Source organism: uncultured Microbacterium sp. (assembly GCF_963524805.1).
Lineage (GTDB): Bacteria > Actinomycetota > Actinomycetes > Actinomycetales > Microbacteriaceae > Microbacterium.
Genome location: NZ_CAURGG010000008.1, coordinates 32,545 through 50,718 on the forward strand (window position 1 = coordinate 32,545; position 18,174 = coordinate 50,718).

Sequence of the window (18,174 nt, forward strand, 5' to 3'; positions counted from 1 at the left end):
GGGGGCGGAGGGCCAGACTATGCGGCGCGCATTTCCGCCAGATTTCACGCGCGCGCCATTGACTTCCCCGCGGGAACGTGCAGGCGGCCGCGGGGCCCGCCGTGCCGGTCGCTCGGGCCGGGGATAGGCTCGGGGCGTGACCGATTCACCGCGATTCCGCCCCGATGTCAACGAGCTCCACCGACCGTATGCGGCCGACCCCGACCGCTACTCCGCGACCGAATACCGGCAGGTCGGAGCTTCCGGCCTCTACCTCCCGCCGATCTCCCTGGGCTTGTGGTGGAACTTCGGCGACAACATCCCCTTCGACAACCAGCGCGCGGTGCTGCGCCACGCGTTCGACATCGGAATCACGCACTTCGATCTCGCGAACAACTACGGTCCGCCGTACGGCACGGCCGAGACGAACTTCGGACGCATGATGCGCGAGGATTTCGGCCGCTATCGCGACGAGCTCATCCTGTCCTCCAAGGCGGGCTACGACATGTGGCCCGGGCCCTACGGCGATCTCGGCTCGCGAAAGTACATCCTCGCGAGCGCCGAGCAGTCGCTGAAGCGCATGAGCGTGGACTACGTCGACATCTTCTACTCGCACCGGGTGGACCCGGTGACTCCGATCGAGGAGACGATCGGGGCCCTGGACACCCTCGTCCGCCAGGGCAAGGCGCTGTACGTGGGCATCTCGTCGTACAGCGCGGAACGCACGGCGATCGCCTCCGCCGTCGCCCGCAGCCTCGGCACTCCGCTGGTGATCCACCAGCCGTCGTACTCCATCCTCAATCGCTGGGTTGAGGACGGCCTGACCGGAGTGCTCACGCAGGAGGGCATGGGCGCGATCGCGTTCACGCCGTTGGCCCAGGGACTCCTGACCGACAAGTATCTCGGCGACGGACCCGCAGAACGCGCCCAGAACCGCTCGTCGCTGCCGGACAAGCAGCTCTCCGAAGGGGGGCTGTCGGCGCTGCGCGGGCTGGATGTCATCGCCAAGGAGCGGGGGCAGACCCTCGCCCAGATGGCCATCCAGTGGGTGCTGCGCGACCCGGTGGTCACGTCCGCGCTGATCGGCGCCTCCCGCCCCGAGCAGCTCGATGAGAACGTCGCGGCCCTGACGGGTCCGGCCTTCGACACCGAGGAGCTCGAGCAGATCGACGCCCTGTCGGGTCGCCTGGACGTCGATCTCTGGGCGGAGTCGGCCCAGCTGTGACTTCCGCCGCCGTCGCCGATCGCGTCCACGTCCGGGCGCCGGGCAAGCTGAACCTCTTCTTCGAGGTGGGCGATGCGCAGGACGACGGCTATCACGAGGTCGCGTCGGCGTACCAGGCTGTCTCGTTGTACGAGGACGTGTGGGCGCAGGCGTCCGACGAGTTCACGGTCTCGATCTCGGGAACGGTCGACGTCTCGGGCGTGCCCGCCGACGATCGGAATCTCGCCCTCCGCGCGGCACGGCTGGTGGCACAGAAGATCGGCCACGCCGGGGGGGTCCACCTCGACATCGTCAAGCACGTGCCGGTCGCCGGCGGCATGGGCGGCGGATCGGCGGATGCGGCAGCCGCACTCCTCGCGTGCGACGCGCTGTGGGCGGCCGAGCTCGGAACCGCCCAGCTGCACCAGCTCGCCGCCCGTCTCGGCGCCGACGTCCCGTTCGCCCTCATGGGGGGCACTGCGGTCGGCACCGGCCGCGGCGATGAGCTCAGCCCGGCGCTGGTCAAGGGCCGCTTCGACTGGGTGATCGTGCCCTCGAGCGCGGGACTGTCCACGCCCGAGGTGTACGCCCACCTTGATGCGCTGCGCACCCGGCCCGACATCGTCTCGGCCGCCCGCGCCCCGGTCGTTCACCCGGGCGTGCTGCAGGCGCTGCGAGCAGGCGACCCGGTCGTGCTCGCCGAGCACGTGCGCAACGACCTGCAGGCCGCGGCGCTCTCGCTGCGGCCCGACCTGCGGGACGCCCTCGAGCTGGGCGAACAGGCGGGCGCGCTCGCGGGGATGGTCTCGGGCTCCGGACCCACTCTCGCCTTCCTCGCCGGCGATTCGGAATCCGCGCTGGAGCTGCAGGTCGTGCTGTCCGCCGCCGGATACCAGGCCCTGCACGTGCATGGGCCGGTGCACGGCGCCCGCCTGCTCTGAGATCTGCGTCGCGCCATAGCGTTCATTTCGGCGCATTGCAACGATTCGGCCATTCGGATCCCGCGTCGGTGGGGTTCGCTACGCTCGAAACGCGGCGTCCGCTGCCATCGAACATCGGCGCCGTCGGCGCCGCCCGGAAGGAAAAATGAAGGCGCAGTTGAACGGCACTGTCCTCGCCGAGGCAGACGAGGCCGACCTGGTCCGCATCGAAGGCAACTGGTACTTCCCGCCTGCGAGCGTCAACCGCGAGTTGCTGCAGGAGAGCCCCACCCCGTACACGTGCCCGTGGAAGGGCGTGTGCCAGTACTACTCCGTCGTGTCCGGCGAGGATGTGTTCCCCGACAGGGCATGGTCCTACCCCACGCCCTACCCGACGGCGATCGAGCGCGTGGGCACCGACTTCTCCGGCTACGTCGCCTTCTGGAAAGGGGTCGAGGTCACGGCCTGACCCGGTCCGCCCATGATCGAGTTCACCGCAGTCACCAAGGAGTTCCCCGACGGCACGCGCGCGGTCGAGGACTTCACCCTCGTCATCCCGTCCCGCAGGACGACGGTCTTCGTGGGCTCGTCGGGCTGCGGCAAGACCACCCTGCTGCGGATGATCAATCGCATGGTCGAGCCGACCGGCGGCGAGATCGCGATCGACGGCGAGAGCATCCTCGATCGGGATGCCGTGAAGCTGCGTCGCAGCATCGGCTACGTCATGCAGAACTCGGGTCTCATGCCGCACTTCACCGTCGTCGACAACGTCGCCACGGTGCCCGTCCTGAGCGGCGTTCCCAAGAAGAAGGCCCGCGCGGATGCGCTCGCCCTGCTCGACACCGTGGGCCTGGACCGTGCTCTGGCCAAGCGTTACCCGAGCCAGCTCTCCGGCGGCCAGCAGCAGCGCGTCGGCGTGGCACGCGGACTCGCCGCGGATCCCAACATCCTGCTGATGGACGAGCCGTTCGGCGCGGTCGACCCCATCGTGCGCGCCGACCTGCAGCAGGAGCTGATCCGGTTGCAGCGGGAGCTGGGCAAGACGGTGGTGTTCGTGACGCACGACATCGATGAGGCGTTCCTCCTCGGCGACCAGGTCGTGATCCTGCAGAAGGGCGCGAAGATCGCGCAGGTCGGATCGCCGAGCGAGATCATCGAGAACCCGGCGGACGACTTCGTCGCGAGCTTCATCGGGGTCGACCGCGGGAGGCGGGCGCTCACGATCAAGCAGACCGACCGCGGTCCGGTCGTCGTCGACAGCGAGGGACGCACGCAGGGGGCCATCGTGGGAAGTGGCACCGTCGGAAGTGGCACCGCGGAGGGCGGCGACGGGGAGCGACGGCCGTGAACTGGGTCGGCAACAACCTCGACCTGATCTGGGAGCTGACCCTGGTGCATCTGCGCCAATCGGTCATCGCGATCATCCTGGGCTTCGTGCTCTCCCTGCCCCTCGGGTGGCTCGCGTGGCGCTACCGGGTGGCTCGGGGCGGCATCCTGACCGTCACCGGCCTGCTGTACACGATTCCTTCGCTCGCGCTGCTGATGATCATCCCGGTCATCGTCGGACTGCCGGCGTTCAACGAGATCAACCTGATCGTCGCGCTGACCATCTACGCGATCGCACTCATGACCCGCTCGGTCACCGACGGCCTGACCTCGGTCGACCCCGCCGTGAGGCTCTCGGCGACGGCGATGGGCTACGGTGGCGGCCGCCGGTTCTGGGCCGTGGACTTCCCGCTCGCCGGTCCCGTGATCCTCGCCGGACTGCGGGTGACCGCGGTCAGCACGATCGCCCTCGCCACGGTGGGTGCCCTGATCGGCGTCACGAACCTCGGCTACCTCTTCACGAACGGCTCCCAGCGCAGGATCATCCCCGAAGTCGTCGCGGGCATCGTCGCCGTGGTCATCATCGCCCTGGTGATCGACGGGCTGCTGATCGCCGCGGGCAGGGCGCTGATGCCCTGGTCGCGCGCTCAGCGCCGTCGCCGCAGCCGCACCGCCGAGCTCCCCCTGGAGGTGAGCGTCGCGTGAACCTCATCGCCGAAGCGATCGCCTGGATCTTCTCCGGAGACCCGGGTGCCGGTCTCGCCCCCATTCCGGTGGCACTGGCTCAGCACTTGTGGTTCACGTTCGTGTCCGTGCTGGTGGCCGCGCTGATCGCGGTTCCGCTCGGCTGGCTCATCGGCCACACCGGCAAGGGGCGCGACATCGCCGTCGCGATCTCGGGTGCGGCGCGGGCCATCCCGTCCTTCGGCCTGCTGATCCTGCTGTTCCTGCTCCTCGGGGTGCTGCGCACCACCGAGGCGGCGATCATCACGTTCGTGCTGCTGGCGATCCCTTCGATCCTGGCCGGCGCCTACACCGGCTTCGAGGCGATCGACCGCAAGATCATCGACGCCGCGCGGGCGATGGGCATGACCGAATGGCAGATCCTGTGGCGCGTCGAGGTGCCCCTCGGACTCTCCCTGCTGGTCGCCGGGCTCCGCTCGGCCACGCTGCAGGTGGTCGCGACCGTCACGATCGCCGCATTCATCAACCTGGGGGGCCTCGGGCAGTACATCCTCGCGGGGCTGCCGCTGCGCCGGTTCGACATCGTCCTGGGCGGAGCGCTCCTGGTCGCCGCGCTCGCGCTCGTGCTCGACGGCATCTTCGCCCTCCTCCAGCGCGCGTCCGTCCCCGCCGGCATCCGCGCCGGTCAGTCGCACCACTCCGTTCCCCAGAGATCGGCATCCGCTCGCACAGCGGCTGCCGGCGCCGCCTGAATCCCGCACCACCACACAGAGGAAAGAATCATGTTCACCATCAACAAGTCCAAGGTCGCGTTCACCGCGGCCATCCTGACCGGGATCGCACTCGCGGCCTCCGGCTGCGCGTCCAGCGACCCGCTCGCCCCCGAGACCGACGCTCCGGCGGCCGGCGGCGAGACGATCGTCATCGGCTCGCAGGCGTACTACTCGAACGAGATCATCGCCGAGATCTACGCGCAGGCGCTCGAGAACGGGGGGTTCGAGGTCTCCCGCGACGCCTTCAACTCCGGGCAGCGCGACGCCTACATCCCCGCCCTCGAGGCCGGCGACATCACGCTGTTCCCCGAGTACTCCGGCAACCTGCTGCAGTTCTTCGAACCCGACACCGAGGCGCGCACCTCCGAGGACGTCTACGCCGCCCTGCCCGACGCCCTTCCCGAAGGCCTGAGCGTCCTGGACCAGTCCAGCGCCACCGACCAGGACTCGTACACCGTGACGAAGGCCTTCGCCGATGAGAACTCGCTCGTCGAGATCGGCGACCTCGCGAACGTCACCACACCCTTGACCCTGGGCGGCGCGCCCGAGCTCGCCGAGCGCCCGTACGGTCCCACCGGGCTGCTGGACACCTACGGCGTCACCGTCGAGTTCTCCCCGACCGCCGACACGACGCTGGACGCGCTGCTGGCGGGCACGATCCAGGTCGCCAACATCTACACCGCCGACCCGTCCATCCAGACGAAGGACCTCGTCGTGCTCGAGGACCCCGAGGGCCTCTTCCTCGCGTCGAACGTCGTCCCGGTCGTCAGCGGAGAGCTGCCGGACGGCGCGGCCGAGATCATCAACGCGATCAGCGCGGCCCTCACGCCCGAGGGCCTGGTCGCCCTCAACGTGCAGAGCACGGTCGACCAGGAGTCGACCCCTGACATCGCGAAGCAGTGGCTGACCGACAACGGCCTGATCTAGCTTTCACTGCCGGCGCTGAGACGCCATCTGCACGTCGAGACCGTGGGGTTTCCCCGCGGTCTCGACGTGCAGTCGTCGTCTCACGGTCGATTGCCGTCTGCGGCGCGCGCGTAACCTGGGAGGGACATGGCACATCTTCTCGGGGCCGAGGCCCTGCACCTCGAGTTCCCCACCCGCATCATCTTCGACTCCGTCTCGCTCGGCGTGGACGAGGGCGACCGCATCGGCGTCGTCGGCCGCAACGGCGACGGCAAGTCCAGCCTTCTGGCGATGCTCGCCGGGAGGCTGCAGCCCGACGGCGGGCGTGTGACCGTGCGGCGCGGCGTCACCGTCGGCGTGCTCGACCAGGGCGACACGCTCGATGACGACGACACCGTCGCATCCGCGGTCGTCGGCGACCTTCCCGAGCACGAGTGGGCCGGCGATCCGCGCGTGCGCGATGTCACCGCGGGGCTGCTCGCGGGCTTCGACTGGCACGCGCCGGTCGCGGACCTCTCCGGAGGCCAGCGGCGGCGCGTGGCCCTCGCGAAGCTCCTCATCGGCGACCACGACGTGCTCATGCTCGACGAGCCGACCAACCACCTCGACGTCGAGGCGATCGCCTGGTTGGCCGAGCACCTCAAGCGCCGCTGGGCCGCGACTTCCGGCGCGCTCCTGGTCGTGACGCACGACCGGTGGTTCCTCGACGAGGTCTGCACCCGCACGTGGGAGGTGCACGACCGCATCGTCGAGCCGTTCGACGGCGGATACGCCGCGTACATCCTGCAGCGCGTCGAGCGCGACCGCATGGCGGCCTCGTCCGAGGCGAAGCGGCAGAACCTCGCGCGCAAAGAACTCGCCTGGCTGCGTCGCGGAGCGCCCGCGCGCACCTCGAAGCCGCAGTTCCGCATCGATGCGGCCAACGCGCTGATCGCCGACGTCCCGGAGATCCGCGATCCGGTCGCGCTGCGCTCGCTGGCCGTCGCGCGCCTCGGCAAGGACGTCGTGGACCTGCTCGACGCGTCCGTCGTCTATGACCGCCCGGTGCTGACGGATGTGGAGTGGCGGATCGCGCCCGGCGAGCGCACCGGCATCCTCGGGGTGAACGGTGCGGGAAAGTCGACCCTGCTGGGCCTGGTCGCCGGCACCGTCGAGCCCACATCGGGCCGCGTGAAGCGGGGCAAGACCGTCAAGGTCGCCACTCTCACGCAGCGCCTCGACGAGCTCGAGGCGCACCTGAACGATCCTGTGCGGATCGTCCTCGAGCGCCTGCGCACGACGTACTCCTTCGGGACCGGATCGAAGGTTCAGGAGCTCACGCCGGGTCAGCTGCTGGAGCGGATGGGCTTCTCCAGCGCGCAGCTCTCCACACCCGTCAAGGACCTCTCGGGCGGGCAGAAGCGGCGCCTGCAGCTGCTGCTCGTGCTGCTGGACCAGCCCAACGTCCTGATCCTCGACGAGCCGACGAACGACCTCGACACCGACATGCTCGCGGCGATCGAGGATCTGCTGGACTCCTGGCCCGGAACCCTGCTGGTGGTCTCGCACGACCGGTACTTCATCGAGCGCGTCACCGATCAGCAGTACGCGATCCTCGACGGCCGGCTGCGCCACCTCCCCGGCGGGGTGGACGAGTACCTGCGTCTGCGGCGTCGGCAGGAGGAGCAGCAGGATGCCGCCGCCTCGGCCTCCGCCGCGGCCGGCGCCCCGGCGCGCACCGGGCTCAGCGGCGCGGACCTGCGCACGGCGCAGAAGGAGGTCGCGGCGATCGAGCGGCGGCTGACGAAGCTCGGCGCGCTGATCGATGCGGCCCACGTGCGGATCGCAGAGCACGATCAGAACGACTACACCGCCGTGGCGGCCCAGACGACGGCGCTGCAGGACCTCGAGAGCGAGGTGGCCCAGCTCGAGGAGCGGTGGCTCGAGCTGTCCGAGCTCGTCTGACCCGGCCCCGCGTCAGCGAGGTCGGGGCGCTGGTGGCGGCGGAACCGTCTTGGCGGCGATCACGGCCGCCAGCGCCACAGTGTCAAGGCCTCGCTTCGTCTCGATGACCACGTGTTCGGCATCCCGCGAACGGAGATATCCCAGCGCGTCCGTCGCGCGCCCGTCCGGCAGCAGGTAGCGCACGACCACTCGCGTTGCCAGAGGGATGCCGCGCAGGAAGTCTGCCGAACTCACCAGCTGCCGACCGCGTAGTCCTTCAGGAACACCCCGAACACGTCCTCGCCGGCTTCTCCGCGCACGATCGGGTCGTAGACGCGGGCGGCGCCGTCGACCAGGTCGAGGGGCGCGTGGAAGCCCTCCTCGGCCAGCCGCACCTTGGTGGGGTGCGGACGCTCGTCCGTGATCCAGCCGGTGTCGACGCTCGTCATCAGGATGCGGTCGGTCTCGAACATCTCCCGCGCGCTCGTGCGCGTCAGCATGTTCACGGCGGCCTTGGCCATGTTGGTGTGCGGGTGACCGGGACCCTTGTAGCCGCGGCCGAAGACGCCCTCCATCGCGCTCACGTTCACGACGTACGTGCGCCGCGCGGGGCTTGCCGCCATCGACGGCCGCAGCCGTGAGACGAGCAGGAACGGCGCGGTGGTGTTGGCCAGCTGCACTTCGAGCATCTCGAGGGGATCGACCTCCTGCACGTGCTGCGTCCACGAGTTCGCATCGTGCAGGTCGGGCACGAGCCCGCCGGCATCGATCGCGGTGCCGGCGGCGAGGCGGTCGAGCGAGCTCGAGCCCGCCGCCATGGCCTGCTCGGTCAGTTCGTCGGCCCGGGCCGCCGCCGCGGCGAGGATCGGGTGCGCGCTCACGGACTGCGCCAGCGCGAGCGGATGAGCGTCGTTCGTGTGCCCGAAGGTCACGAGTTCCGGCAGGGGTCCGTCCGGCAGCGGGGCGAGCTCGGCATCCACGAGCGGCTGGTAGGCGCCGGGGGAGCGGCGCACCGTCTGGGTCGCATTGTTGATCAGGATGTCGAGCGGTCCCTGCGCCGCCACCGAGTCGGCGAGTCCGATCACCTGGGCCGGGTCGCGCAGGTCGATGCCCACCACCCGGAGGCGGTCGATCCACTCCGGCGAGTCGGGAAGGCTCGTGAACCGGCGCACGGCGTCGCGCGGAAAGCGCGTCGTGATCGTGGTGTGGGCGCCGTCGCGCAGCAGGCGCAGCGCGATGTACATGCCGATCTTCGCCCGGCCGCCCGTCAGCAGGGCGCGCCTGCCGGTGAGGTCGGTGCGCGCGTCGCGCTTGGCATGGCTCATGGCCGCGCACGCCGGGCAGAGCTGGTGGTAGAACGCGTCGACCTGCGTGTACGGCTGCTTGCAGATGTAGCACGGCCGCGCCACGATCAGCGTGCCGGCCGTGGGCGCGCTCGCGCGCGTCTCGAGGGGGATGCCGCGCGTCTCGTCGTCGATCCGGTCCGGCGCGCCGGTCGCGGTCGCCGCGATCACCGAGCGGTCGGCGTCGGCGATCGCCTCGCGGATCTCGCGGCGACGCTCCTTCTTGACCGCTTTGAACATCTGCGCCGTCGCCTGGCGCACCGTCGTGTAGTCGGGATGCGCCGGGTCGACCTCGGTCATCTGCGCGAGGACGCGCAGGGTCGTCTCGAGCTCGGCGGGGTCGATGCCGCTCGGCGCGGGGACGGGCGAGGAATCGGCGAAGGGCACACGAGATTCTACCCGCCCGTCGCGGGCAGGCCCTCAGGAGTCGAAGCCGAGGCTGAGCTTGCGCAGCAGGCCGGCGAGGCGCTCCCGATCGGAGCGGGAGAGCGTGTCCAGCAGCAGGGCTTCGGCATCCACGAGGCGGGTGATGGCGGCATCCACCCGCGTGCGGCCGTCGACGGTGAGCGTCACCAGGATGCTGCGCCCGTCGTCCGGGTCGGCCTCGCGGTGCACGAGCCGGCGGCCGACGAGGCGGTCGATGCGATTGGTCATCGTGCCGCTGGAGACGAGGGTCTGCTGCAGGAGCGCCTTGGGGCTCAGCTGGAAGGGCTCGCCCGCACGGCGCAGGGCGGACAGGACGTCCCATTCCCAGGGCTCGAGCTCGCTGCGCCGGAACGCGTCGCGGCGGGCACGGTCCAGGTGTCGGGAGAGCCTGTCGACCCGCGACAGCACTTCGAGCGGCGAGAAGTCGAGGTCGGGGCGTTGCGCGATCCACGCCTCGACGATGCGGTCGACTTCGTCCGTCTCGTGGGCCATGTGCTCATTATCGCGGTCGGCCCGTCCACCCTGATGCCCGACGCCCGTCTGGCAGACTTGACGGGCGGCCGCTCGCTGGGCCAGGCCGCGGTCCGCCGTGGTGTAACGGCAGCACGACAGCCTTTGGAGCTGTTAAGTCCAGGTTCGAATCCTGGCGGCGGAGCATGTCTGAGAACACCGAACCGCAGCTCGCCGTCGTCATCCTCGCGGCCGGGCAGGGGACGCGGATGAAATCCACGCTCCCGAAGGTGCTGCACCGGATCGGCGGGCGCCCGCTGCTCGGGCACGTGCTGGCCACAGCGCGCGGACTGCAGCCGGAGAACCTGCTGGTCGTGGTCCGGCACGAGCGCGACATGGTCGTCGGCGCGGTGCTGGAGGACGCGCCGGACGTGATCGTCGTGGACCAGGACGAGGTGCCCGGCACGGGCCGGGCCGTCGAGATGGCGATTGCCCGGGTCCCGGATTTCACCGGCGACGTTCTCGTGCTGAGCGGTGATGTTCCGCTCCTGGACGACGAGACGCTGGCAGGTCTGATCCGCACGCATCGACGCAGCGGCGCCGCCGCCACGCTGCTCAGTGCGGTCGTGGGGGATGCCAGCGGGTACGGCCGCGTGATCCGCGACGCCGGGGGCGGAGTGCAGCGCATCGTCGAGCAGAAGGACGCCACCGACGAGGAGGCCGCCGTCAGTGAGATCAACGCGGGCGTCTACGTCTTCCAGGCGGCGGCGCTGCGCGCCCACATCTCGCTGGTCGGCACGGCCAACGCGCAGGGCGAGCGGTACCTGACCGACGTGGTCGCGCTCATGCGCGACTCGCGGCTGAGCGTCGGCGTCTCGCAGGCGACGGATGCCGCAGCTGCACTGGGCGTGAACGACCGGGTGCAGCTGTCGGAGGCGGCGCGCCTGCTGAACGCACGCACCGTACGCCGGTGGCAGCTCGAGGGGGCCACGATCCTGGACCCCGCGACGACGTGGATCGATGTCACGGCGAACCTCGCGCTCGATGTCACCGTGCTGCCGAACACGCACATCCTGCGCGCCACCACGGTCGCCGAAGGCGCCACCGTCGGACCGGACACGAGCCTGGTCGACTGCGAGGTCGGGCCCCGCGCCACCGTGACGAGAGCCGACGCCACGCTCGCGGTGATCGGGGCCGGTGCCACGGTGGGTCCGTTCGCGTACCTGCGGCCCGGCACGTACTTGGGCGAGCGGGGCAAGATCGGCACGTTCGTCGAGACGAAGAACTCCACGATCGGCGAGCGCAGCAAGGTGCCGCACCTGTCGTACATCGGCGACACGACCATCGGCACGGGAGTGAACCTCGGTGCCGGAGCCATCACGGCCAATTACGACGACATCGCGAAGCACCGCACGGAGATCGGCGACGAGGTGCACTCGGGCTCGCACAACGTGTTCGTGGCGCCCGTTAGGATCGGTGCAGGCGCGAAGACCGGGGCCGGAGCGGTGATCCGCAAGGATGTGCCCGCCGGTGCCCTGGCGCTCAGCGTGGCTCCTCAGCGCAACGTCGAGGGGTGGGTCGAGACGAACCGACCGGGCACCGCTGCGGCTGACGCTGCGGCCGGAGCCCGGTCCGCACAGAAGGCGGACGATGGCGCGCAAGAGGAAGACGGTTGATCTCGACCGCGACAACGACATCGCCCCGGGACTGGTCGCCAAGACCAAGAAGCGGCTCGTCGTGGCGGGCGGCCGCTCTCATCCGGCGCTGTCGGCCGATGTGGCGGAGGCGATCGGCACCGAACTGGTCCCGACCGAGTACCGCACGTTCGCATCCGGCGAGATCCTGACCCGGTTCGAGGTCTCGATCCGCGGCTGCGACTTCTTCCTGATCCAGAGCTTCGGACCGCCGGTCAACGAGTGGCTCATGGAGACGCTGATCATGCTGGATGCCGCCAAGCGGGCATCTGCGAAGCGCATCACCGTCGTCGCGCCGTACTACCCGTACTCCCGCCAGGACAAGAAGAGCCGCGGCCGCGAGCCGATCAGCGCCCGGCTGGTCGCGGATCTCCTGAAGACCGCCGGGGCGGATCGCGTCATGAGCGTGGACCTGCACGCCGCCCAGATCCAGGGCTTCTTCGACGGGCCGGTGGACCACCTGTTCGCCAAGCCCGTGCTGCTGGAGTACTTCGAGCGCACCCTCTCAGCCGATGACCGGGCGAAGCTGACGGTCGTCTCGCCCGACACCGGCCGGGTGCGCGTGGCCGACACCTGGTCGGACAGCCTGGGGGCGCCGCTGGCGATCATCCACAAGCGCCGGGACCCGAACGTCGCCAATCAGGTGACGGTGAACGAGATCGTCGGCCAGGTCGACGGGCGCGTCTGCCTGCTGGTCGACGACATGATCGACACCGGCGGCACGATCGTCAAGGCGGCCGAAGCGCTGAAGAAGAACGGCGCCGAGCGCGTCATCGTCGCAGCCACCCACGCGATCTTCAGCGATCCCGCCACCGCGCGTCTGCAATCCGACGCGATCGACGAGGTCGTCGTGACCGACACGGTGCCCATCCCCGAGGCCAAGCGGTTCGCGTCGCTGACGATCCTGCCGATCGCGCCGCTGCTGGCCCGGGCCATTCACGAGGTCTTCGAAGACGGCTCCGTGACGAGCATGTTCGACGGAGCGGCGTAGCACCCTCCCACGGCGTTGCCGCGAATCTTCATTCGCGTGCATTCATAGGGTGTTCAAAGCCCCACGGCACGATCGGCTCCCGCCGCGCCGTTAGCGTGGAATCTCCGAGGCACCGCACAAGGAGGACCCGATGATCCACACCGCCGCCGTACCCCGCCCCGTCCGCATCAGCGTCGCCGCCCTCGGCGTCGCGGGCGCGTTCGCCCTCGCCGGCTGCTCGGCGACGTCGACCGCCGACAGCGCCGCGACGTCCGAGCCCGCGACGGATGCCACGACCGCACCCGACTCGACCACCACGCCCCCGGCATCCGAGTCCGATGCCGCATCGGGCTCCAGCACCTACGCCGACGGCACCTACACCGCCGAGGGCTCGTACGCGACGCCCGAGTCGGTCGAGACGATCGTGGTGACCGTCACTCTGCAGGACGACATCATCACCGACGTCGCGGTGTCGGGCGATCCGCAGAAGCGCGAGTCGGAGGAATACCAGAGCAAGTTCATCGGCGGCATCGCCGATGTCGTCGTGGGTCAGGACATCGACCAGATCTCCGTCAGCCGCGTCGCCGGCTCCTCCCTGACCAGCGGAGGCTTCAACCAGGCGATCGACACGATCAAGTCCGAAGCGGCCTAGAGGCTCGCGTGTCCGCTCCCTCGGGGGGTACCGGGTCGGCGTGGGAGTTCGACGCGATCGGAACGGCCTGGCGCATCGAGACGGCTCGCCCGCTCGACGCCGACGCGCGCTCGACCGTGGCCCGCATCATCGATGACTTCGACCGGGAATGGTCCCGGTTCCGATCGGACTCGGTCGTGACGGGGCTCGCGGCCGCTTCCGGGGTCGTGCCGGCGCCTCCCGATGCGGCGGACATGCTCGACGCCTTCGTCGAACTCGACCGTGCCACGCGGGGGGCGGTCAATCCCCTCGTCGGGGACGCACTCTCAGCGAGGGGTTACGACGCCGCCTACGCCTTCGTGGACCACGGCGTCCGGCCGGCGCCACGGATGTGGCGGGAGATGCTGACCTGGTCCGACGGACGCCTCGCGCTGACCCAGCCCGCGCTCATCGACGTGGGCGCCCTCGGCAAGGGGCGCCTGGTGGATCGGGTCGTGGAGACCCTCGAGTCGATCGATCCCGATCTCGTGGTCGACGCCAGCGGCGATCTGTCCGTGCGGGGTGCGTCCCAGCGGATCGGCCTCGAGCACCCGTACGACCGGCGGCGCGTCATCGGCGTGATCGAGGTGACGGATGCCGCGCTCTGCGCGTCTGCGACGAATCGGCGAGCGTGGGGCGACGGACTGCACCACGTGCTGGACGCGCGCACCGGGGAGCCCGTGCGCACGATCGCCGCGACGTGGGCCGTCGCACCGACGGCGATGCGGGCGGACGCGATCGCGACGGCCCTGTTCTTCGACGGCGGGCCGCAGCTCGCGTTCGAGTGGGACGTCGAGTGGGTGCGGATGACCACCGACGGCCGCGTCGAATGGTCGCCCGGGAGTACGGCAGAGTTGTTCTCGTGATCGGAACCTTCACCTCGCTGTGGAACCGCATGTTCGCGGTGCTCGGCCGCATCTCGATGTACCGCCTGGCCCTGCTCTCGCTCGCGGCGCTCGCGGTCATCGCGCTCGCCGTCTCGTTCTTCCAGCTCGTCGCACCCAGCCCGTGGGAGCTGCTGGTGAGCGCAGCGCTGCTGGTCCTGGTCTGCGTGCTCGTGGATGCCGCCGCCCAGGCTGTCGTCAGGCTCCCGTGGCGCATCGAGTCCTCGCTCATCACGGCCGGAATCCTGCTGTTCATCCTGCGTCCGACGCTCGAACTGCCGGGGCTGGCCGGTCTCGCCCTCGCCGCCGCCGTGGCCTCGCTGTCCAAGTACGTGCTCGCCTGGCGCGGGCGGCACATCTTCAACCCCGCCGCAGCCGGAGCGGCCGCCCTGACCTTCGTCAGCATCGCCCTGCCGGGCCTCGGATCCTCGTCGTGGTGGGTCGGCACGCCCGTGCTCGCGCTGCCGGTCATTCTGCTGGGCCTTGCCGTGCTGGTGCGCACCGAGAAGGTCCGCGTGATCCTGGTCTTCCTGGTCGTCGCGGTCGCGGTCGCCGTCGCCCGGACCGCCACCCAGTATCAGCAGGCGGGCCTGGAGATCGACACCATGACGGTGCTCTGGTCGGTGCTGTGGTCCTCGCCGTTCCTGTTCCTCGGCGCGTTCATGCTGTCCGAGCCGCTGACCATGCCGCCGCGCCGGTGGCAGCAGTTCGCCGTCGCCGCCCTCGTGGGAGTGCTCGCCGGTTGGCCGATCGATCTCGGTGTGGTCACGCTCGGTCAGGAGCGCGCCCTCCTGATCGGAAACCTGCTGGCGTTCGCGTTCGCGTTCTCGATGCGTTCGGCCGTCAAGCTCACGCTCGAATCGCGCGCCGAGATCACCCCGACCGTCCAGGCGCTGACCTTCCGCGCCAAGCGCCGACTGGCCTTCCTGCCGGGTCAGTACCTCGAGCTGGACGTGCCGCACCGGCACGCGGACGCGCGGGGAACGCGCCGCGAGTTCAGCATCGCCTCCGCACCTGAAGACCTGCCGCTGCTGACCGTCGCGTTCCGCGAGGTCCCGGGGGCCAAGTCGCAGAGCTCGTACAAGAAGGCGCTGGCGAAGGTGACCGCCGGGGATGGTCTGGCCGTCACCGGCGTGTGGGGCGACTTCGTCCTGCCGAAGAAGTCGACCAGCGCCGTCCTCATGGTCGCCGCCGGCATCGGCATCACGCCGTTCGTGTCGCAGCTGCGGCACATCCGGCTCGCGGACGACGACCGCGACATCGTGCTCGTCTACGTCGCCTCCGAAGCGTCGGAACTCGCGTTCCGCGACGAACTCGAGGCCTCCGGCATCCCGGTGATCGTCTTCACCCGCGACGAGCCGAAGGACCTGCCGCGGCACTGGCACTGGGCCAGAGGTGTGCGACTGGATGCTGCGGGGCTGCTGCAGGTCGTGCCCGACATCAGCGCCCGGCACGCCTACATCTCGGGGCCGGCCGGCCTCATCGCCGACCTGGCGCCGGCGCTGGAGCACGCCCGGTCGATCACGACCGACGCGTTCAGCGGCTACTGATCGCGCTCGAGCTCGGCGGACGCCACGGCCGGCGCCGTCGGAGCGAGCGGCAGCCGCACCTCGAACGTCGTCGAACCGGGAGTGCTCTGCACCGCGAGCGAGCCGCCGTGGGCGGTCACGATCGCCTGGGCGATCGAGAGCCCCAATCCGGTGCCGCCGGTCTTGCGTGCCCGTGAGCGGTCCGCCCGCGAGAACCGCTCGAACAGGTCGTCGGCGATGCCGGGATCGACGCCGGGGCCATCGTCGTGCACCCTCAGGACGGCATCCGATCCGTCGCGGGCGACAGTGAGGGTGACGTCCGTTCCGGCGGGAGTGTGGGTGCGGGCATTGGCCAGCAGGTTGCCGACGACCTGATGCAGCCGGGCCGAGTCGCCGGTGACGATGACCGGCTCCTCGTCGAGGTCGAGCTCCCAGCCGTGGTCGGGACCGGCGGGGGTGGCATCGGCGATCGCGTCGATCGCGAGGCGCGACAGGTCGACCGTGCCGTAGACCAGCTCCTGACCCTCGTCCAGGCGTGCGAGCAGCAGGAGGTCTTCGACGAGTCCGGTCATGCGGATGGACTGCGCCTGGATGCGTTCGAGCGAGGCCTCGGTCGTCTCGACGGTCGCGGCCGCCGGTGCCGTCGGTCCCTGCCGGAGGGCGCGCAGGGAGAGCTCGGAGAAGCCCCGGATGGAGGCGAGAGGAGTGCGCAGCTCGTGGCTGGCGTCGGCGACGAAGCGCCGCATCCGCTCCTCGTTGCGCTGCCGGGCGTCGAGGGATTCGCTGACGTGGTCCAGCAGGGTGTTCAGCGCATGACCGACGCGTCCGATCTCGGTCTGCTCGTCGGTCTCCTCATCGGGAACACGCTCGGTGATCGAGACGGCGCCCCGAGAGAGCGGGAGGGAGGCGACGCGTGTCGCGGTGTCGGCCACGGCCCGCAGGGGCTTGAGCCCTGCGCGGATCACGAACGCGATCGCTGCCGCCAGCAGCAGCAGGCCACCGGCGGTCACGAGGGCGATCGTGGTCAGCGTCGCCGCGATCGTGCTGCGGACTTCGGCGACGGGGAGTCCGGCGATCGCCGCGAAGCCGGCGCCCCGCACGGGCACGATCCGATAGTCGCCCAGGCCGTCGCCCAGTGAGACGGTCGTGAATCCCCCCTCGCTCAAGCTGTCGACGACGCGCTGGATCTGCTCGGTCGTCATCCGCTCGACTTCGAGGTTCTCACCCACGTATGCCCCGGAGAGGTCTCCGCTGACGGTCTGGGCGATGAAGAGGAACCCGGGCTCCTGCCGTCCGGCGTTCAAGACGTCGTATGCGGTCAGATCGCCCGGGGAGAACTGCGGCGACTGGAGCTGTCGTCCGGCCTGCTGCGCGGCACTGTCGAGGCTGCGATCGAGGTTCTCCTCGAGGACTCGTCCCAGGGCGGCGCTCGTGGCGATCGCGACGATCACGAGGATGAGCGAGACGATGCCGATCACGGTGACCATGAGCCGCGTCTGCAGGCTCCACCGCCTGCGCGAGCGGTGCGGGGCGGCTGCGGATGCCGGTTCCGCCGCATCCACGGGGGCGTCGGAGTCCGTGCCCGCTGCCGCGTCCGCGGTGGGGGCTGTGGTCACTGCGGGGCCTTGATCATGTAGCCCACGCCGCGCACCGTGTGGATGAGCGGTTCACGGCCCTGATCGATCTTCCTGCGCAGGTAGGAGATGTAGAGCTCGACCACGCTCGAGCGTCCGCCGAAGTCGTAGTTCCAGACCCGGTCGAGGATCTGCGCCTTGGACACCACCCGACGTTGGTTGCGCATCAGGAAGCGCAGCAGCTCGAACTCCGTCGCCGTCAGCTCGAACTGGTCGCCCGAGCGCTCCACCTCGTGGCTGTCCTCGTTCAGGGTGAGATCCCCGACCCGCAGAATCGGCTCCGATTCGGCGGACTGCGCCGTTCCGGCACGGCGCATGAGCCCGCGCAGTCGCGCGACGACCTCTTCGAGGCTGAAGGGTTTGGTCACGTAGTCGTCGCCGCCGGCGGTGAGGCCTGCGACCCGGTCCGTGACAGCGTCCTTCGCGGTCAGGAACAGCACCGGCACGTCATTGCCGGACTGGCGCAGACGCTGCAGCACGGCCATGCCGTCCAGGTCGGGCATCATGATGTCCAGCACCATCGCGTCGGGTTCGAAGTCGCGCGCTGCCTGCAGCGCGTGGAATCCGGATCCGGCGGTGCGGACGTCCCACCCCTCCATCCGCAGCGCCATCGAGAGCAGGTCGGTGAGCATCTGCTCGTCGTCGACGACGAGGACGCGCAGGGCGGAACCGTCCAGGCGACGGAGTGCGGGAGCGGACGCGGTGGTGGTCATGGCTCCATTGTGCGCCCGTTGCTATGTGCTTCCTATGGAAGCAGCTATGCGGTGGCTGTGAGTACCGCCCCCGGCGCTCATCACCGGCTCATAGCCGACGCAGGATGCGTGCATCACCGGGGTTCGTAGCGTGCTCTCGAACGGCG

The 18,174-nt window shown here is 70.0% G+C and carries 18 protein-coding genes and 1 tRNA gene; 14 read left to right on the plus strand and 5 right to left on the minus strand.

All coding sequences use genetic code 11. From position 1 onward, the window contains the following. Positions 1 to 136: 136 nt before the first annotated feature. From mgrA to RWQ91_RS13895, 8 genes are all read left to right on the plus strand, one after another. On the plus strand, positions 137 to 1,204 hold the full coding sequence (gene mgrA, locus RWQ91_RS13860; protein WP_314507092.1) for an L-glyceraldehyde 3-phosphate reductase: 1,068 nt from the start codon (positions 137 to 139) through the stop codon (positions 1,202 to 1,204). After that, on the plus strand, positions 1,201 to 2,124 hold the full coding sequence (locus RWQ91_RS13865; protein ID WP_314507095.1) for a 4-(cytidine 5'-diphospho)-2-C-methyl-D-erythritol kinase: 924 nt from the start codon (positions 1,201 to 1,203) through the stop codon (positions 2,122 to 2,124). The genes mgrA and RWQ91_RS13865 overlap by 4 nt, the downstream gene beginning before the upstream one ends. 145 nt (positions 2,125 to 2,269) lie before the next feature. Continuing rightward, positions 2,270 to 2,572 (plus strand): DUF427 domain-containing protein, encoded by a 303-nt coding sequence (locus RWQ91_RS13870; protein WP_314507097.1) that lies wholly within the window; start codon positions 2,270 to 2,272, stop codon positions 2,570 to 2,572. A gap of 12 nt (positions 2,573 to 2,584) precedes the next feature. Continuing rightward, positions 2,585 to 3,451: an ATP-binding cassette domain-containing protein gene (locus RWQ91_RS13875; protein ID WP_314507100.1), complete on the plus strand. Its 867-nt coding sequence runs from the start codon at positions 2,585 to 2,587 to the stop codon at positions 3,449 to 3,451. Beyond that, positions 3,448 to 4,134 (plus strand): ABC transporter permease subunit, encoded by a 687-nt coding sequence (locus RWQ91_RS13880; RefSeq protein ID WP_314507101.1) that lies wholly within the window; start codon positions 3,448 to 3,450, stop codon positions 4,132 to 4,134. The genes RWQ91_RS13875 and RWQ91_RS13880 overlap by 4 nt, the downstream gene beginning before the upstream one ends. Further along, positions 4,131 to 4,865 carry an ABC transporter permease gene (locus RWQ91_RS13885; RefSeq protein WP_314507104.1) on the plus strand — a complete coding sequence of 245 codons (735 nt, stop codon included), beginning with the start codon at positions 4,131 to 4,133 and terminating at the stop codon, positions 4,863 to 4,865. The genes RWQ91_RS13880 and RWQ91_RS13885 overlap by 4 nt, the downstream gene beginning before the upstream one ends. A 30-nt stretch (positions 4,866 to 4,895) precedes the next feature. Then, complete coding sequence (locus RWQ91_RS13890; RefSeq protein WP_314507106.1) at positions 4,896 to 5,813, plus strand: ABC transporter substrate-binding protein; 918 nt, start codon at positions 4,896 to 4,898, stop codon at positions 5,811 to 5,813. Between the two features lie 126 nt (positions 5,814 to 5,939). Beyond that, a complete protein-coding gene (locus RWQ91_RS13895) occupies positions 5,940 to 7,736 on the plus strand; it encodes an ABC-F family ATP-binding cassette domain-containing protein (protein ID WP_314507107.1) in 1,797 nt (598 codons plus the stop codon). A 12-nt stretch (positions 7,737 to 7,748) separates the two neighbouring features. Here RWQ91_RS13895 and RWQ91_RS13900 read toward each other — a convergent pair whose 3' ends face one another. From RWQ91_RS13900 to RWQ91_RS13910, 3 genes are read right to left on the minus strand one after another with little or no spacing between them, the layout of a single operon-like run. Further along, positions 7,749 to 7,970, minus strand: a complete 222-nt coding sequence (locus tag RWQ91_RS13900) for a hypothetical protein (protein ID WP_314507109.1) — start codon at positions 7,968 to 7,970, stop codon at positions 7,749 to 7,751. After that, entirely contained in the window at positions 7,967 to 9,445 is a 1,479-nt protein-coding gene (locus RWQ91_RS13905; RefSeq protein WP_314507112.1) for an SDR family NAD(P)-dependent oxidoreductase, read from the minus strand. The genes RWQ91_RS13900 and RWQ91_RS13905 overlap by 4 nt, the downstream gene beginning before the upstream one ends. A gap of 33 nt (positions 9,446 to 9,478) precedes the next feature. Further along, positions 9,479 to 9,976 carry a MarR family transcriptional regulator gene (locus tag RWQ91_RS13910; RefSeq protein ID WP_314507114.1) on the minus strand — a complete coding sequence of 166 codons (498 nt, stop codon included), beginning with the start codon at positions 9,974 to 9,976 and terminating at the stop codon, positions 9,479 to 9,481. A gap of 91 nt (positions 9,977 to 10,067) precedes the next feature. Between RWQ91_RS13910 and RWQ91_RS13915 the strand changes: the two genes are divergently transcribed. The 6 genes from RWQ91_RS13915 to RWQ91_RS13940 all read left to right on the plus strand — a co-directional run bounded on the left by RWQ91_RS13915 (position 10,068) and on the right by RWQ91_RS13940 (position 15,702). Then, positions 10,068 to 10,139 (plus strand) — tRNA-Gln (locus RWQ91_RS13915). 1 nt (position 10,140) lies between these two features. After that, a complete protein-coding gene (gene glmU / locus RWQ91_RS13920; protein WP_314507117.1) occupies positions 10,141 to 11,610 on the plus strand; it encodes a bifunctional UDP-N-acetylglucosamine diphosphorylase/glucosamine-1-phosphate N-acetyltransferase GlmU in 1,470 nt (489 codons plus the stop codon). After that, positions 11,585 to 12,619 carry a ribose-phosphate diphosphokinase gene (locus RWQ91_RS13925; RefSeq protein ID WP_314507120.1) on the plus strand — a complete coding sequence of 345 codons (1,035 nt, stop codon included), beginning with the start codon at positions 11,585 to 11,587 and terminating at the stop codon, positions 12,617 to 12,619. Before glmU ends, RWQ91_RS13925 begins: the two co-directional genes overlap by 26 nt. 130 nt (positions 12,620 to 12,749) lie before the next feature. Continuing rightward, a complete protein-coding gene (locus RWQ91_RS13930) occupies positions 12,750 to 13,250 on the plus strand; it encodes an FMN-binding protein (protein WP_314507121.1) in 501 nt (166 codons plus the stop codon). Between the two features lie 8 nt (positions 13,251 to 13,258). Beyond that, positions 13,259 to 14,134 carry an FAD:protein FMN transferase gene (locus RWQ91_RS13935; protein ID WP_314507124.1) on the plus strand — a complete coding sequence of 292 codons (876 nt, stop codon included), beginning with the start codon at positions 13,259 to 13,261 and terminating at the stop codon, positions 14,132 to 14,134. Beyond that, positions 14,131 to 15,702 carry an FAD-dependent oxidoreductase gene (locus tag RWQ91_RS13940; RefSeq protein ID WP_314507126.1) on the plus strand — a complete coding sequence of 524 codons (1,572 nt, stop codon included), beginning with the start codon at positions 14,131 to 14,133 and terminating at the stop codon, positions 15,700 to 15,702. The genes RWQ91_RS13935 and RWQ91_RS13940 overlap by 4 nt, the downstream gene beginning before the upstream one ends. On the opposite strand, the gene RWQ91_RS13945 is transcribed toward RWQ91_RS13940, so the two are convergent. Both RWQ91_RS13945 and RWQ91_RS13950 read right to left on the minus strand, forming a co-directional pair. Continuing rightward, the gene (locus RWQ91_RS13945) at positions 15,696 to 17,297 is read right to left on the minus strand and encodes an ATP-binding protein (protein WP_314507129.1); all 1,602 of its coding nucleotides are present in this window, start codon (positions 17,295 to 17,297) and stop codon (positions 15,696 to 15,698) included. The genes RWQ91_RS13940 and RWQ91_RS13945 overlap by 7 nt on opposite strands. Beyond that, positions 17,294 to 18,028: a response regulator transcription factor gene (locus RWQ91_RS13950; RefSeq protein WP_314507130.1), complete on the minus strand. Its 735-nt coding sequence runs from the start codon at positions 18,026 to 18,028 to the stop codon at positions 17,294 to 17,296. The genes RWQ91_RS13945 and RWQ91_RS13950 overlap by 4 nt, the downstream gene beginning before the upstream one ends. Positions 18,029 to 18,174: the final 146 nt, after the last annotated feature.

Bases quoted from the DNA above. Each gene is read 5' to 3' on its own strand.
- RWQ91_RS13870 (WP_314507097.1), top strand. From the start codon at position 2,270: ATGAAGGCGCAGTTGAACGGCACTGTCCTCGCCGAGGCAGACGAGGCC.
- RWQ91_RS13875 (WP_314507100.1), top strand. From the start codon at position 2,585: ATGATCGAGTTCACCGCAGTCACCAAGGAGTTCCCCGACGGCACGCGC.
- RWQ91_RS13890 (WP_314507106.1), top strand. From the start codon at position 4,896: ATGTTCACCATCAACAAGTCCAAGGTCGCGTTCACCGCGGCCATCCTG.
- RWQ91_RS13895 (WP_314507107.1), top strand. From the start codon at position 5,940: ATGGCACATCTTCTCGGGGCCGAGGCCCTGCACCTCGAGTTCCCCACC.
- RWQ91_RS13910 (WP_314507114.1), bottom strand. From the start codon at position 9,976: ATGGCCCACGAGACGGACGAAGTCGACCGCATCGTCGAGGCGTGGATC.
- glmU (WP_314507117.1), top strand. From the start codon at position 10,141: ATGTCTGAGAACACCGAACCGCAGCTCGCCGTCGTCATCCTCGCGGCC.
- RWQ91_RS13925 (WP_314507120.1), top strand. From the start codon at position 11,585: ATGGCGCGCAAGAGGAAGACGGTTGATCTCGACCGCGACAACGACATC.
- RWQ91_RS13930 (WP_314507121.1), top strand. From the start codon at position 12,750: ATGATCCACACCGCCGCCGTACCCCGCCCCGTCCGCATCAGCGTCGCC.
- RWQ91_RS13950 (WP_314507130.1), bottom strand. From the start codon at position 18,028: ATGACCACCACCGCGTCCGCTCCCGCACTCCGTCGCCTGGACGGTTCC.